Annotated in this window: 14 protein-coding genes; 5 read left to right on the top strand and 9 right to left on the bottom strand. The window is 46.5% G+C overall.

Features of this window, described 5'->3' with window-relative positions:
• Positions 1–21: 21 nt before the first annotated feature.
• Positions 22–357 carry a DUF6616 family protein gene (locus tag GJR95_RS12290; RefSeq protein ID WP_162386147.1) on the bottom strand — a complete coding sequence of 112 codons (336 nt, stop codon included), beginning with the start codon at positions 355–357 and terminating at the stop codon, positions 22–24.
• A 21-nt stretch (positions 358–378) separates the two neighbouring features.
• Complete coding sequence (locus GJR95_RS12295; protein ID WP_162386148.1) at positions 379–573, bottom strand: LuxR C-terminal-related transcriptional regulator; 195 nt, start codon at positions 571–573, stop codon at positions 379–381.
• Positions 574–720: 147 nt separating this feature from the next.
• On the opposite strand from GJR95_RS12295, the gene GJR95_RS12300 reads away from it, so the two are divergent.
• On the top strand, positions 721–2,619 hold the full coding sequence (locus GJR95_RS12300; protein ID WP_162386149.1) for a sensor histidine kinase: 1,899 nt from the start codon (positions 721–723) through the stop codon (positions 2,617–2,619).
• On the opposite strand, the gene GJR95_RS12305 is transcribed toward GJR95_RS12300, so the two are convergent.
• The 4 genes from GJR95_RS12305 to GJR95_RS12320 all read right to left on the bottom strand — a co-directional run bounded on the left by GJR95_RS12305 (position 2,585) and on the right by GJR95_RS12320 (position 6,405).
• Complete coding sequence (locus tag GJR95_RS12305) at positions 2,585–3,247, bottom strand: response regulator (RefSeq protein ID WP_232541162.1); 663 nt, start codon at positions 3,245–3,247, stop codon at positions 2,585–2,587. The two genes, GJR95_RS12300 and GJR95_RS12305, sit on opposite strands and share 35 nt — an antisense overlap.
• Positions 3,248–3,316: 69 nt before the next feature.
• Positions 3,317–4,132, bottom strand: coding sequence for a DUF6597 domain-containing transcriptional factor (locus tag GJR95_RS12310; RefSeq protein WP_162386150.1), 816 nt, complete (start codon positions 4,130–4,132; stop codon positions 3,317–3,319).
• 182 nt (positions 4,133–4,314) lie between these two features.
• The gene (locus tag GJR95_RS12315; RefSeq protein ID WP_162386151.1) at positions 4,315–5,334 is read right to left on the bottom strand and encodes a SlyX family protein; all 1,020 of its coding nucleotides are present in this window, start codon (positions 5,332–5,334) and stop codon (positions 4,315–4,317) included.
• A gap of 246 nt (positions 5,335–5,580) precedes the next feature.
• The gene (locus tag GJR95_RS12320) at positions 5,581–6,405 is read right to left on the bottom strand and encodes a hypothetical protein (protein ID WP_162386152.1); all 825 of its coding nucleotides are present in this window, start codon (positions 6,403–6,405) and stop codon (positions 5,581–5,583) included.
• Positions 6,406–6,629: 224 nt separating this feature from the next.
• Between GJR95_RS12320 and GJR95_RS12325 the strand changes: the two genes are divergently transcribed.
• Positions 6,630–7,433 carry a hypothetical protein gene (locus GJR95_RS12325; protein WP_162386153.1) on the top strand — a complete coding sequence of 268 codons (804 nt, stop codon included), beginning with the start codon at positions 6,630–6,632 and terminating at the stop codon, positions 7,431–7,433.
• Between the two features lie 63 nt (positions 7,434–7,496).
• On the opposite strand, the gene GJR95_RS12330 is transcribed toward GJR95_RS12325, so the two are convergent.
• Positions 7,497–7,826 (bottom strand): tetratricopeptide repeat protein, encoded by a 330-nt coding sequence (locus GJR95_RS12330; protein ID WP_162386154.1) that lies wholly within the window; start codon positions 7,824–7,826, stop codon positions 7,497–7,499.
• A gap of 318 nt (positions 7,827–8,144) precedes the next feature.
• Between GJR95_RS12330 and GJR95_RS12335 the strand changes: the two genes are divergently transcribed.
• The 3 genes from GJR95_RS12335 (at position 8,145) to GJR95_RS12345 (ending at position 10,610) form a co-directional block, all read left to right on the top strand.
• Positions 8,145–8,882: an electron transfer flavoprotein subunit beta/FixA family protein gene (locus tag GJR95_RS12335; RefSeq protein ID WP_162386155.1), complete on the top strand. Its 738-nt coding sequence runs from the start codon at positions 8,145–8,147 to the stop codon at positions 8,880–8,882.
• A 75-nt stretch (positions 8,883–8,957) separates the two neighbouring features.
• Positions 8,958–9,920 (top strand): electron transfer flavoprotein subunit alpha/FixB family protein, encoded by a 963-nt coding sequence (locus GJR95_RS12340; protein WP_162386156.1) that lies wholly within the window; start codon positions 8,958–8,960, stop codon positions 9,918–9,920.
• 93 nt (positions 9,921–10,013) lie between these two features.
• Positions 10,014–10,610 carry a bifunctional nuclease family protein gene (locus tag GJR95_RS12345; RefSeq protein ID WP_162386157.1) on the top strand — a complete coding sequence of 199 codons (597 nt, stop codon included), beginning with the start codon at positions 10,014–10,016 and terminating at the stop codon, positions 10,608–10,610.
• A 106-nt stretch (positions 10,611–10,716) separates the two neighbouring features.
• Here the strand turns inward: GJR95_RS12345 and GJR95_RS12350 are convergent, their stop codons facing one another.
• Together GJR95_RS12350 and GJR95_RS12355 are read right to left on the bottom strand one after the other, a co-directional pair.
• Entirely contained in the window at positions 10,717–11,475 is a 759-nt protein-coding gene (locus tag GJR95_RS12350) for a response regulator (RefSeq protein ID WP_162386158.1), read from the bottom strand.
• A gap of 41 nt (positions 11,476–11,516) precedes the next feature.
• The gene (locus GJR95_RS12355; protein ID WP_162386159.1) at positions 11,517–13,283 is read right to left on the bottom strand and encodes a histidine kinase dimerization/phosphoacceptor domain -containing protein; all 1,767 of its coding nucleotides are present in this window, start codon (positions 13,281–13,283) and stop codon (positions 11,517–11,519) included.
• Positions 13,284–13,914 lie beyond the last annotated feature (631 nt).

The following is a 13,914-nucleotide window of genomic DNA, read 5'->3' on the forward strand; positions in this document are numbered from 1 at the left end:
TGAATTAATTTGATCGGGTAACTATAGTCCGATAGAGTGTCCCAGTACATCAGGCGGAGCCATCAGTGGCCCTCGGGCATTGATCTGCTCAAAGTAATCATACCACCCCACCGACCGAACCATTTTCTCAAACGTCTCGGCAAATTCAAGGTTTGGCATACGATAGGCGCCTATGTAGGTGTAATCACCCCGCATATCGGTTACTGCATCATTGATTGACCAGCCGATGATCTCGAGCCCCTGCTCAACTAATCCACCGATAACCGGGCCAAGCGGTTCAAAGTAAGCAGCCCGTTCGGCTGTTGAGAGATCAAGCCACGCCTGTTTGGGCTTCCAGAGTTCTACAAAGAGATACATGATAGTTTGTTTAGTTAAATCTTAATGAATCAATCCCAACCGTATGGCTTCCTTCATCAACCCAACCACCGACCGAACGCCCACTTTACGCAGCAGGTTTCGGCGGTGTGTTTCAACGGTCGGTACGCTAATTCCTAATTGAGTGGCAATCTGGCCAGTAGTCAGTTCGGCAGCAATCAGGTGCAGTACCTCCGTTTCGCGGATGGTCAGGAGCATAGCTTCTTTTGGAACAGAGAGGTGAAGCAAAGTTGACCCAATAAACCGACTTGATCTGTCAGGGTTTACAAGGATATTAGGTCATGGTTTTCCATGATTTTAAAGCCGCTGATTGTCAGCAAACACGCAATACGATAGCTTGCAGTTATGATCCGAATCTGCCTGCTCCTGTTGTTAGTACCCGGCTGGCTGGCTGGACAGGCTCCGATGGATCCCATTGTATTGGACGACAACACCCGGAGAATATACCCCTGGAGGAAAGGCCAGATTGCGTATTTGGAAGACACGTCACATCAACTCACGCTACAGCAGGTGCGTAGCCCAGACCATGCCCAGCAGTTTGTCAATAGTCGTCAGCATCGACCCAATTTTGGGTTCTCATCGTCCAGCTTCTGGCTCCGGTTTCAGGTTCGCCATCAAACAACCCGACCATTGCAGTGGGTTGTTGATTGTTACTACCCGTTGCTGGATTCTGTAGATTGCTACCAGATAAATGAGCATACCGGAGCCGTTATGACGAAGCCAGGCGGACGAATGCGCTTGTCGCGACTGCGTGATATCGATGCACATGAGCACGCCTTTCCACTTGAGATAGCTCCTGATCAGACTTATACCATTTACCTGCGCATTGCGGGAAACGGAGCCAAGGTCTTTAACCTTGCGATACTCGAAACCCACACCTTTTACACGAATTACCAAAAGGAAACCTGGATATGGGGTATTTCGCTGGGGTTTCTGCTCTGCGTGATTTTGTTACAGTTCACGTTTTTTGCCGTGACCCGTTCGCGCGATTTTCTGTTTTATGCCCTATATCTCGTAGCGTTTTTAGCCGTAGAAATTACCCGTGGTAACGGGCTCATTGGCGACCGCTACCTCTGGCCGAATCAACAATTCCTGAAACAAAATGGTCTGGTATTAGCCGCTCTACTCGCCATTTTCTTTGGATTACTTTTTTATGCCAACGGTCTGCGGCTACGGATTTATGCCCCGAATTGGGCCCGTGCCCTGTTACTGGGCAAACTAGTGGCATTAGGGCTCATTACTGGCTATCTAATTTCTCCGGGTTCACAAAATATCATCCTGCTCACGGTTGGGTTAGGTGTAGCAACCAATCTGCTCATCGTACCGGCCTGCCTGACGAGCCTGCGAAGAGGCTATTCTCCTGCCCGGTTTTACCTGCTGGCAACGGTCTCGTTTCTAATGGGGCTTGCCGCCACCGTATTGTGGTTACTGGAAGTGCTCCCAAAAAACTTTATTACCAACAATGCCATCAATCTGGGAAGTGCTTTTGAGCAGCTTTTCTTTGCCCTGGCCATAGCCGACGACTACCGTCGAACCCGACACCAGCGTGAACAATCGCAGGGAGAACTGATTCTGGCACTGCAGTCGAAAAATGCCGAAATTTCGGCAGCTCTCCTTCAGGGGCAAACGCTTGAACGTAAGCGTGTTGCGGCCGACCTTCACGACACACTGGGAAGTACGCTTTCATCGTTGCGGTGGGCGCTGGAAGCGATCGACAAAACAAAACTGACCCCGGCAGAGCAGGCCGTCTATGTGACACTTGACCAACAACTCAATCAGGCTTACACGGATGTTCGGCTACTTTCGCATAATCTTCTGCCCGACGAATTGGCCAAACAGGGCTTATCTGTCGCGCTGCCAATTCTGATCAATAAACTGAACCGGAATACGTCCGTTCGATTTGTTGTATCAATACCTGATCCCTATCAGCGACTTGCCCGTCAGACTGAATTTGAGCTGTATAGTATTTGCCTGGAGTTGTTCAACAACATACTCAAACATGCTAACGCAACAGAGGCTTGCCTGACGCTGACGCAATCAGGCGATATGATTTACCTAACCCTGGGTGATAATGGAACAGGATTAAATGAAAAACGTGAGGCTGGACAGGGATTGACAAACATTGCGGCTCGTGTGGAAGCACTGGGCGGTAGCTGGTTAATGGAGTCACTCCCCAATAAAGGAGTAACCCATCGAATTTCGGTACCAATTAATGGGCCAATCCATGCTTCATCGCAAATTTGACCATACCCACTACACTTTTAGCCCCCAGTTTCTGCATCAGATGTCTCCGATGCGTTTCAACGGTAGGAACACTAATAAAAAGACGATCGGCGATTTGCTGGGTCGAACGCTCATCGGCAATAAGCGTTAATACTTCTATTTCACGATCGGTCAGTATAGCCAGTTCGTCAATCGGGTTGCTGCCATTGGTATTAAAGGAGGCAAGTTGCCCGACAAGTTCAGGGCTAAAATAATGACCTTCATTCATCAATTGGTCAATTGCCCACTGAAGTTCATTGCGCCCTGTTCGCTTTAGAACATAACCCGACACACCCGCCCGAACGGCCTCCCGAATAGCGGTCGCATCTTCAGCCATTGTCAGTATCAGTATTTTCAGATCAGGATGACGCAACCGAAGCGCCATTGTCAATTCCAGGCCCGATTGCCGGGGCATATGCAGATCGCAAATCAGAATATCAACGTCGTTCGTATCGACAAATGTTATTACTTTCCGACTATCGCTAAGTGTTCCAACAACCTCCACACCAGGCATTTCCCGAAATAGCAATTGTAGGCTATCCAGCACGATCTGGTGATCGTCAACAAGCAACAGACGAGCGGTAGAAATTCTTGTATTTGTTCTCATCATGGTGGGATTATATAGACAAAAATAGTCGGCCAGCTGACCCTTAATTGTAGAAATATGACATTTATAACATCACGATAAATAGTGCGTTAGTTCAAGATTGTCTTTTATATAAAGAGATGGTCGTTTACCCGTAAACTGAGTAAATTCCCGAATAAAGTGTGATTGGTCGTAATAACCACATTGGTAGATCAGGTCGTGCCAGTCGGATACCTTCCAGCGTTGGCTGGCCAATTGAGCACAGAGGTATCCAACCCGCCGGATACGGGCATAATATTTCGGGCTGACGCCTACTTTTTGCAGAAATTGCCGTTCAAATTGTCGACGACACACATACAGATCGTCCATCATTTCACTGATATTGGCGATGCCCTTTCGCTCTACAATCAGGTTAGCGACATAATCGGTTCGATCGAACGTACTGCCTTTTTTAAGAAGCTGTTGATTTAAAAACTGTTCGAGGAGACGAACTCGCTCAACCGGGCCGCTGGCTTCGGCAATCTGCTCATGCAATGACTGCACGCTACGCCCCAGAATATCAACCAGATTGATTCGTTCGTTGGTAAATTCATACATCGGCAAGCCTAACAACGACGACACACCGGCGGGTTTGAATACAATACCGACCATACCAACCCGGCCACTCAATTCTAACTTATAGCTTTGGGTAGCCTGCCCAGTCAGAAAAATGGAAGGAGCCAGCATGGAAGTCTGTTTACCCGTCTCAACCCGGTAGGTGTCCCCATAGTTAAATACCATCGAGGCAAATCCCGTTGGAGGAGATTCGATGCATAAGGGCTGCGTCAGACTATTTCGTTTCTCCCAAACGAAATAGCACTCAATTAATGCTGATAAATGGCTGGCTGGGTAGAACTTACGATAAAGCATGATTGGGCAGATAGAATTTCTACCTCAATTTGTCGCTTTTATTGCATTAAACAGAAACCCTATAGCTACCTTTTATTCTGCGGTAGTATTGTCCTGGTTTTCAACCAGTAAGCGGGTTAAATAGGCTACAGAAATTAGTAGCTTATTTAACCCGCTTACTGGTTGAAAACATAAACTAACGTTTACTTCTTCTTTTTGCTTAATTGACGATTCTGCTGCTCCAACCGCTCAATTCGTTTCTGTTGCTCGATCAGGTGCAGTGTGAGTTCTTCATTTTTCTGTACCAGCGTGGCCAGCAACGTTGTTAGATCTACGCCCTGTTTCACCATCTCGCCTGCGCTTGGAATACCTGGCAAATGTTTGTTTTGCTGGATATATTGTTCGACTTCAGCCAACGGTTGAAGCTTATAGCTCGGCGCAAAGACATAGTCGGCCCAATGATTCTCAGATACTGGCTGAATCTGCATAGCAAGAGCGGATAAACGACTACCCAGCATCACATCACCTTTTTCGTTGACTGTCAGAAATTTACCCGCAGTAGCCGTAGAAGCCGGGGAGTTAGCCGTCATATTTGTCAGGCGAAGGCCACTGCTACCGTCAACACCGGCCGTCAATTCAAGCCGGCTGTTAGGCGTTGACGTTCCAATACCAACATTGACATTATTTCCCAGCACGAGTGCATTGCTGCTTAGCACACGAGCATTCGCACCAATGGCCGTTGCATTCGAAAGCCCCACACCTACTCCAACCGCGTTTGCGCCCAGAAATGTATTGCTTTCACCATCAACAGCATCAAACCCTGCATTAGGCCCAATAATCAGGTTATTACGACCACGCCGATTGTTCATACCAGCGTTATAGCCAATGAACACATTGTCATCACCATCAGTATTTAACTTACCTGCTTCATAGCCGATAAAGGTATTATGACTACCGATAGTATTCGGGGAACCGGCTTTATAACCAAAATACGTGTTATAGGAACCAGTGGTGTTGCCCTGACCGGCAAAACTTCCCATAAAGGTATTATACGTTCCGCCAACGACGGCGCTGGTGCTCTGCCCGATGAAGAGGTTATTTGTACCATTGACCGATTGAAAACTGACAACCTGATTATCAGGAGTAACAATCTGGCTTTGGGCAAACGTCCTCACAGTCAAACCAATAGTGGCGACTATCAAACTAATAGTAAATATTTTCATACGCTAAAACGGTTTTGGATATGGCGACTAAAGATACTATTTTTTAATGCTAAATCTATAAATTTTCTTTTTTCGGGGCGTTCCATTTTTCCGAACAATAAGGTGTATCGGCACTACTTTAACAAGGTTAGTCATAAATGAGTGACGTAATTCGTTCTAACAGAGACAATAATGCGCTGATATTGAGTCCTTTTCTTCAAAAGAAACTGACAATCCAGGTTATTCAGGGCTAATTGACTAACCGTTTTAGTTTACTTTATAATAAAGCGTCTTCTTCCCGGATTTCAGATCTGTAATCAGCATTTTCCCATTTTCAACATAGTATTTCGACGCCGGAACGTCCTGAGTCTGGTTATTTACCTGTAACCGAATATAAACCTGATTGCCTTTTGTGAACCACCTTGCTCCTGCCGCGGCCAGTTGCGCAAATAAGTTTGCATTACCTCCCCCCGACGACTCCACCGATACGTCCGATCCGCTCGCATAACCTGATGAACCGCCATCACTCAGGGTTCCGTCGGCATTCAATAGTAGTGTGGTGGAGGTGCTTCCATAGAAACCACCATCCGTAATTCCTCCTCCGTAATTGCTCGACGTACGCCAGGCACCAACCAAGGCAGGATCACGATTGAGACCATCAGGTTTAGAAGATATACTGGATGTAGCTGGTTTGCGTGCGCCAGAAGTGCCAGCGACATCGCGGGTTAAGGTTCCTGATCGTATGGATGTTCCATTCAAACCTATTGTAAACAGAAGTCGACCACTCTGTAGAGCAGCTTCGAACTGAAACATGGTTCCATCGGCAGGATACGTTGCTGTTCCCTGAGCCTGTTGTCCATTGGTTGTCCCCTGTAGCGTGTATTCGTCCTGTTTATTTCCCGTCTGAACCCGAACCGTTCCGCTTAGTTTTCCGCCGGAAACACGAAGAAAAACCGTACTTCCTAAAGCAGTTGCCGAATTATCGGCTGATACCAGGGAGCCTGTCCATGTACCTCCAAGTCCCTGGCCAATGACCTGATAAGGACCAATTATGGCAAACAGAGCGATTATTCCAAAAAAAATGTATTTCATAAATGCCTGAAATAGACTCAATTAATTAAATTTTACAGAACCCGGCCTTATACAAAAGCAACTTACACTATAAAGGCTCCGGCTTCACATTACGGTTCGTAAGCGGTTTTACCAGAGCTCATAACCAAATAGTAAAAACTAACTTGCTTTTAACGCTACAGAATCAACGTAATGTGTAACTTTACGTTGATCAAACCGAATCGGTTGCTTTACTACATTCGCCTATGAAGCCTTTTTCCTTTCTGACTAATATGATGGCCGCTGGCCTTCTGGCTGGCGCGTTAAGTAGTTGTGCACCAACGGTTACTACTTCCTACCTGCTTGAACCTGTTTCGGGCGATGTGGCGATGATTGAGGGGCGCCCTGTTACCAAAGCGGAGCAAAATGGGGTTGGTGTCGTCGCTTCTTTTGAGCGCGAGGATATGGAATTCGTAACGCTCGATATTGAAGTAAAAAACCGTACTGACCATCCGATTGAGGTCAATCCGGCCGACTTCCACTTTGTTGCCCTTGGTGCTTCGCAAGATACCCTCTCCGACCCTGCCAAAGCTGGCCTTGCGCTTCAGCGTGAAGCTGCCGACCCGAGCTATGAGACTGGGCGCGTGAAACTGAAGCGAAAGCAGGAAGAAAAGCGGCTGAAACGAGCTAAGATTTTCAACACAGTTCTGATGGTAGCGGCCATTGCGTCGGATGTTTCTTCATCGGGCAACAGTCGTTCATACCGGGAATTCGCCAATAACCGAGCTGCCCATTATCTTGCCTATCAAGGAATTGCGGTTAAACGGGCCATTGATCATAGCACATTCGCCGATCGGATGCAACGCTATGATTACGAAGAATATCGCTGGCGTGAGCTGGCACTCAAAGCAAATACACTCGCACCGGGTGAGTCGGTACGAGGTTTCGTTTACGTGCCAAAACTAGCCAGCGCGAAATACCTGGCCATGACTTATAGTGTATCCGAGCTGGCAACAGTGCCCGTACTATTTAGGCAGGAATTTGTCCAGCAGAAAAAGCAACGCCGGTAACTATATCTGCACGAACCAAAACAAAAAGGCCATCATTTCGTCAATGGTGGCCTTTTTGTTTACTTACCATTCATCTTCATCATCCTCAAACGCCTGCTGCGCCCGCTGCAATTCCTGAAGTGCCTTCTGATTGTTCTGCTCACGGGCCAGTTCAATTCCTTTCTCATATAGTTCGGCCGCCTTGTCACGTTCATCGAGATCGGTATACAAGGCCGCTGCGTGATAATAGGTCGGTAAATAGTCCGGGTGTTCGGTGAGGAGCTGATCAAAATAGTCCTTTGCCTGTTTGGGCTGACCGTTCATGTATTCCATCGCCAATGCATAAACATTGAATGGCTCACCGGGTTCTTCCTGTACAAATCGAATTAATTGTTGGATACGGTCGTTATTCATTCATCAAGAAAAAATAGTATGCTTGCATACTTTTATTTAAGACAGTTCGTAATTTAGCCGCCAAATTAAGGATTTGATCCTGGGTAATTAGAGGTATGGGGAAATAAGTTCATGTTCACGACTAATTGACCTTAGGGCTTTGGCTTTGAGCCGTGCCACCGCAGCCGCGGACAGTCGCAACGGCGGACCGTGGTTTGCCTATACGATCTTATTAACCGTGGCACGGCTCAAAGCCAAAGTCCTGGACCTATTACCCAATTCTCAAAAATCAAATGATCCCTGATTATCCAAATTACCTTCAACAAAACCCCAATTAGCATGAAAATTTTAGTGTGCGTGACGAGTGTGCCCGACACCACCACCAAAATTGCCTTTACGGACAATAACACCAAATTAAATAAGGCAGGGGTGACATTCATTACCGGTCCCTACGATGACTATGCACTTGCCAGAGCCGTCGAGCTTAAAGAAAAGACAGGAGCATCTATAACCGTCATCAATGTGGGCGAAGCTGATTCGGAGCCCGTTATCCGCAAATGTCTGGCGATTGGCGCCGATGACGCTATCCGGGTAAATGCCGAACCGACCGATGCTTATTTCGTAGCCGAGCAAATTGCCGCTATCGCCAAAGAAAACAGCTACGATCTGATTCTGATGGGTCGCGAATCCATCGATTATAATGGGGGTCAGGTGCATGGAATCGTTGGCGAAATGCTTGGTTTTCCATCCATATCGCCCGTTATGCAACTGGACATTGATGGCGATACAGCAAAAATTACGCGGGAAATTGAAGGCGGAAAAGAGCAACTGGAGGCTAAATTGCCCTTAGTACTCGGTTGCCAGGAGCCAATTGCCGAATGGAAAATTCCGAATATGCGTGGTATCATGACCGCCCGGACAAAGCCACTCAAAATTGTTGAGCCAACCGGCACCGACAAACTTACGACCGTTGCCAACTACGAACTCCCGGCTCCACGGGGTGCAGTAAAAATGATCAAGGCTGATGAGGCCGAAACCCTCATTCAACTCCTCCGCACCGAAGCAAAAGTTATTTAATTCGTTTACGGTAGGTGCTGCATTCAACCTCATGTCAGCACTAAAAACGGTAAACTCTAAACTGAAAACTGAATTATGTCTGTTCTCATATTTGCCGAATTAGACGAGGGCAAAATTAAGAAATCGTCTCAGGAAGCCCTATTCTACGGCGCCAAAGTTGCCGAACAAACAGGCACATCAGCTACGGCCATTATTATTGGCCAGGCCGATGACAGCGAACTGGCTTCGGCTGGCCGTTTTGGCGTTACTAAAGTGCTTCATGCATCGAATGCACAGCTAAACGAGCCGAATGGCATGGCCTATGCGACTGTTGTAGCAGCAGCCGTTCAGCAGGAAGGTTCTAAAGTGATTGTACTGGCCAAATCATCGCTGGCCGATGCTATGACTGCCCGGCTGGCCGGTAAACTGAAAGCGGGTCTGGCCGCCAATGTGGTTGAACTGCCCGATTTGTCGAACGGTTTCCGGGTGAAAAGTAGTATTTACACGGGCAAAGCATTTGCTTACAACGACCTCAAAGCGGATATAAAAATTCTGGCGATCAAGAAAAATACGATCACACCCGAAGAAACCGATGCAACGGCCTCAGTCGACTCCTTTATCCCTACACTGAACGACGCCGATTTTGTCATTTCAGTCAAAAGTTCGGAAAAAGCCTCCGGAGATGTGCTTTTACCAGAAGCGGACCTGGTCGTATCGGCAGGTCGTGGGCTGAAAGGTCCCGAAAATTGGGGTATTGTGGAGGATTTAGCGCATGCTCTCCATGCAGCTACGGCTTGTTCGAAGCCCGTATCTGATCTGGATTGGCGGCCTCACTCAGAACACGTTGGGCAAACAGGTTTGAAAATTAGCCCAAATCTGTATATTGCCTGTGGAATTTCGGGGGCCATACAACATTTAGCCGGAGTAAACTCCTCGAAGGTAATTGTTGTTATCAATAAGGACCCCGAAGCACCGTTTTTCAAATCGGCAGATTATGGAATCGTCGGCGATGTGTTCGATGTACTGCCGCGCCTGACAAAAGCGGTGAAAGCTTTATAGTCAAGAGTCGTTTGTGAAGAGTTTTAAAGAAACTTACAATTACTGACGGCTTTTGACAGACGACAGACGACTAAAAATTGCTAAATTCGCGCCGTGGATAAGATTAAGCTGGAAATATTAGGACTTTCACCTAGCCAGTCGCAATCGGGCTCGTTTGCGCTGGTCTTAGGTGAAGAATACGGGAACCGCCGGTTGCCGATTATTATTGGCATGTTTGAAGCACAAGCCATTGCCATCGAAATCGAGAAGATTGTGCCAAACCGGCCGATGACGCATGATTTGTTCAAGCAATTTGCCGAACAATTTAAGTTTACGGTACGAGAGATCGTGATTTCTGATTTACGCGAGGGTATTTTCTTCGCCAAAATCGTTTGCTTCGACGGCGTACGTGAATCCGTGATCGATGCTCGTCCATCCGATGCCATTGCCATTGGTATTCGATTCGACGTACCGATTTATACGAATGAGTCGATCTTATCCGAAGCTGGCATCACAGCCAGTTCCAACGATGAGGAAGAAGAACAGGAAGAACTGGTTCGTTCCTCAAATCGTCCATCAGCCCGGTCGTTTGGCGATCAGTTGAAAAATGCCTCTTCTGAAGAGCTTCAGAAAATGCTTGAGGAGGCTCTTGGAAACGAGGAATACGAGCGGGCGGCCAAGATTCGCGATGAAATGAGTAAACGAAACTAGCTACACAACACTCATTATTTAAACATAAACGAAGGGGTGCAGATAAATTCAAGTATCTGCACCCCTTCGTTTATTGATCCAACCGGTTAATCCGGCATGTGCCGCACTAGCGTGTTCGAACAACCTGTAGTCGGTCAATCAGTGGTTTTCGGGCTCCTTCGGGAATCGTAATTTCGTGCGAACCGATGTATAATTGGTTTGATTCGATACGGTCGAGATAATCGAGGTTGATGACCAATGAACGCGATAATTGGTAAAAACCCGGCGACAGATAAGGAACGAGCTTTCCCAGATTCAGCGAAATGTTAATTGCCTGATACGGTTTGGCCGGATAGATTCGATGAAAGCCTGATTTCGTCAGAAAAAGCTCACTGTTACCACGGTCGGCTTTCACAAACTGTATTTCTGATTTAACCACCCGAATGTACCCACTACCCGTTGGCAGGAACGTGTGATCGGGCAATCCGGGAGCTCCTGAAATATTGCCTGCATAAAAATTGTGCATGGCCAGATCAATCTGAGCCGCCAACTCCCGCACCCGAAACGGCTTATGTAAAAAAGCGGCCGGAAAAGTGCTTTTGGCCCGATTAAAGGTTTCTTCTTCCGAATTACCGGTCAAATAAATGATGGGCACCCATTTAATGCGCATCAACTCTTTTACAGTAGCAATGCCATCGGGCAGCCCATCCAGGACAATATCAACCAAAACGAGGTCGGGCTGGCTTTGCTTCATACTTTTTATGGCAGCTTCGTAACTATGGGCCTTTCCACAGATTTCGTAGCCAGATCTGACCAGATTTTCTTCAATATCTGTGGCCATAAACAGGTCATCTTCAACGATAAGAATACGTAGCGGGGCATCCATATGAGTACTTATCTTTAAGAGGCAAGCCTAATAAACCTGGGCTAGTGCACGAACTCCATAGCTTTTGCATCAAATGATAGCGTAAACCGGCATCCATTTTCTGCGCTAAAATGGCCCTTCCCTTTCAGCTTTTGGGTTATCATGTCAATTAGTTTCATTCCAAACGAATTTCCTTTTGTGGAAGGAGTAAAACCGGGGCCATTATCCTCGTACCAAAACAGTATCCGCCCATTTTCTTCCTGGCAACCTACGGTCAAAACAGGATTGGAATGAAGCGGCAGCGCATATTTACACGAGTTAGTGGCCAGCTCATTCAGAAGCAAACCCACATTAATGGCAACATCGGCATTGAGCCAGATTGGGCTAAGGCTGTATATTGGCTGTATATGACCAAAGCTATAGCTACGCAAAACGCCATTGACCAGTTCCGGAATAAACTGCATGAGATCTACCTCAATTAACCGGTCGCCATCATATAAACGCCGGTGTACAAGGGCCATCGCTTCCACTCGTAACAAACTCTCTTCCACGGCTTTACGGGCGGCAGGGTCCGTTAATCGGTTAAACTGTAAGCCCAACAAATTCGTAATGGATTGGAGGTTGTTTTTGACCCGGTGGTTCTGTTCTTTAACCAGTTTGGCATTATGCTCACTGATCCGCCGATATTTTCTGAATAACCAGTAAAAAACCAGGCAGGCAAGACCAGCAAGCACAAACAACACCGTTGTCATGAGCGAAAGCCTTTTCTGCGTATTCAGGTTCTGCTGACGAAGTTCCAGCTCATTCTGCTGCGCTTTTAGTTTCGCTTCTTTTTTTTCGCTTTCATACAGCATTCCTGCCCTGGCAATAGCTCCTTCCCGATCGGCGGTTAACGCATCGACCTGAAAGGAATAGTATTTTCGCTGGTGCAGAAAGGCCTGTTTCCAGTTACCCATGCGTTCGTAAACTCTGGTATAGGATTCTTCCAGCTGGTCATTTTGCCAGTAATCGCCATGCCTGGCTGTATCACAGATAAATTTTGCCTCATCCAGCCATTTTTTGGCAATCAATGGCTGTCCGAGAGCCAGATAACAGTTTGCTAACCCCTGCGAGCTATTAATGATACCATATGGAGACCTTTCCTGTCTATTAATTGCATAGGCTTTCTTTAGATAAGGAAGTGCCAGATTCCCATCTTTCTGCATCAACGCATTGCCCATGCATGCATACACATTGGCGATGTCGAATGGTTTTTTCAGCGAAATGGCTAATTGCTCTGCCTGTTTAAAATAATACAGGGAACTATCCAGCGAAGAAAAAGGCGCTGAACCCGGTTTATCACGATTCATTCGCCAACCCAATTCATGTACACCAGCCATAACAATAGTAGCGCCCATCATGCCATGTTGGGAATGAATATGCCGGAAATTAGCAGTAGCCTGACTCACAAGACGTTTGGCTTGATTATACTGTTTTTGCCGAATCTGGTTCTCTGCCATTCGCAGGTAGGTCTTCCCAATATTTTCCGAAGGGCCCAATGGCTCCCGTATTCGTAATGACCGGATATACCACGCCTGTGCGTTTACATAATCGCCCAAAGCATTATACCGTTTCCCCAGTAGATAACATACTTCAGCCACTTCCAGCGAATCTCCGGTAGCCATCGCTTCCTGGTATTCCTGCTGTGTTTTTGCCAATTTCTCGTACAGAACTTTGCCAACCACTGGTGTTTGAGCGGGAGCCAGAAATGTCAGTAGCATACCTCCAGCAATACATATCAGCCGGACAAGTAATCGGATAAATGAATTACGGAGGTTAACGAATTGCATGTAAAAATAGAATCTATAGGACTAGTCGATCATGAAAAGGAAATAGCGCTGTTACTTGTAATAATACGACAAAAAGCCAACTTCTGTATGCCAGTGACGTGAGCAGTTACATTAGTCTTTAATACCAGTGGATTAAGCTTTCCAAGAAACCATAATTCTTCGTTTGAAAAAAGTAGGCATTCGTCAGTAATATTCCGGCATTGGGAAGTTTACGAAATCGATCTATTGAAAAAAGATCATCTTCGTGGTGATTACAGAATTTTCGATTCAATTATGTCTACCAATGACCCAACTTTCAAACCCACCACAAGACCCCAACACTATACAGGGTACTTATGCGGCTAAGGTCAAGTGTAGCAGTAAACACCAACTGACGATACTCCAGTAAGGCTACTTTTTATTTCTGTCCACACCTCTTTTATAAACAGTACGTGCTCTATTAATCGATTTGCTTTCCGTTTCTATCCTCACTAAACTATGAAAATCTATTTATTCGTCCGACTGATATTTCCCACATCGCCACAGACCGAAAAAATCGTCTATTACGATCAATAGGCCTCCGTCGTAAGTATTGTTAGTTATTGCTAGTGGTTAATGCACAGTCCCCTACGTAAAGTTGTAGGCCAGCATT

It is taken from the genome of Spirosoma endbachense (assembly GCF_010233585.1).
GTDB lineage: Bacteria > Bacteroidota > Bacteroidia > Cytophagales > Spirosomataceae > Spirosoma > Spirosoma endbachense.

Excerpts from the sequence above, each read along its gene's own strand:
- GJR95_RS12290 (WP_162386147.1), bottom strand. The coding sequence starts at position 357 with ATGTATCTCTTTGTAGAACTCTGGAAGCCCAAACAGGCGTGGCTTGAT.
- GJR95_RS12295 (WP_162386148.1), bottom strand. The coding sequence starts at position 573 with ATGCTCCTGACCATCCGCGAAACGGAGGTACTGCACCTGATTGCTGCC.
- GJR95_RS12300 (WP_162386149.1), top strand. The coding sequence starts at position 721 with ATGATCCGAATCTGCCTGCTCCTGTTGTTAGTACCCGGCTGGCTGGCT.
- GJR95_RS12305 (WP_232541162.1), bottom strand. The coding sequence starts at position 3,247 with ATGATGAGAACAAATACAAGAATTTCTACCGCTCGTCTGTTGCTTGTT.
- GJR95_RS12310 (WP_162386150.1), bottom strand. The coding sequence starts at position 4,132 with ATGCTTTATCGTAAGTTCTACCCAGCCAGCCATTTATCAGCATTAATT.
- GJR95_RS12315 (WP_162386151.1), bottom strand. The coding sequence starts at position 5,334 with ATGAAAATATTTACTATTAGTTTGATAGTCGCCACTATTGGTTTGACT.
- GJR95_RS12320 (WP_162386152.1), bottom strand. The coding sequence starts at position 6,405 with ATGAAATACATTTTTTTTGGAATAATCGCTCTGTTTGCCATAATTGGT.
- GJR95_RS12325 (WP_162386153.1), top strand. The coding sequence starts at position 6,630 with ATGAAGCCTTTTTCCTTTCTGACTAATATGATGGCCGCTGGCCTTCTG.
- GJR95_RS12330 (WP_162386154.1), bottom strand. The coding sequence starts at position 7,826 with ATGAATAACGACCGTATCCAACAATTAATTCGATTTGTACAGGAAGAA.
- GJR95_RS12335 (WP_162386155.1), top strand. The coding sequence starts at position 8,145 with ATGAAAATTTTAGTGTGCGTGACGAGTGTGCCCGACACCACCACCAAA.
- GJR95_RS12340 (WP_162386156.1), top strand. The coding sequence starts at position 8,958 with ATGTCTGTTCTCATATTTGCCGAATTAGACGAGGGCAAAATTAAGAAA.
- GJR95_RS12350 (WP_162386158.1), bottom strand. The coding sequence starts at position 11,475 with ATGGATGCCCCGCTACGTATTCTTATCGTTGAAGATGACCTGTTTATG.
- GJR95_RS12355 (WP_162386159.1), bottom strand. The coding sequence starts at position 13,283 with ATGCAATTCGTTAACCTCCGTAATTCATTTATCCGATTACTTGTCCGG.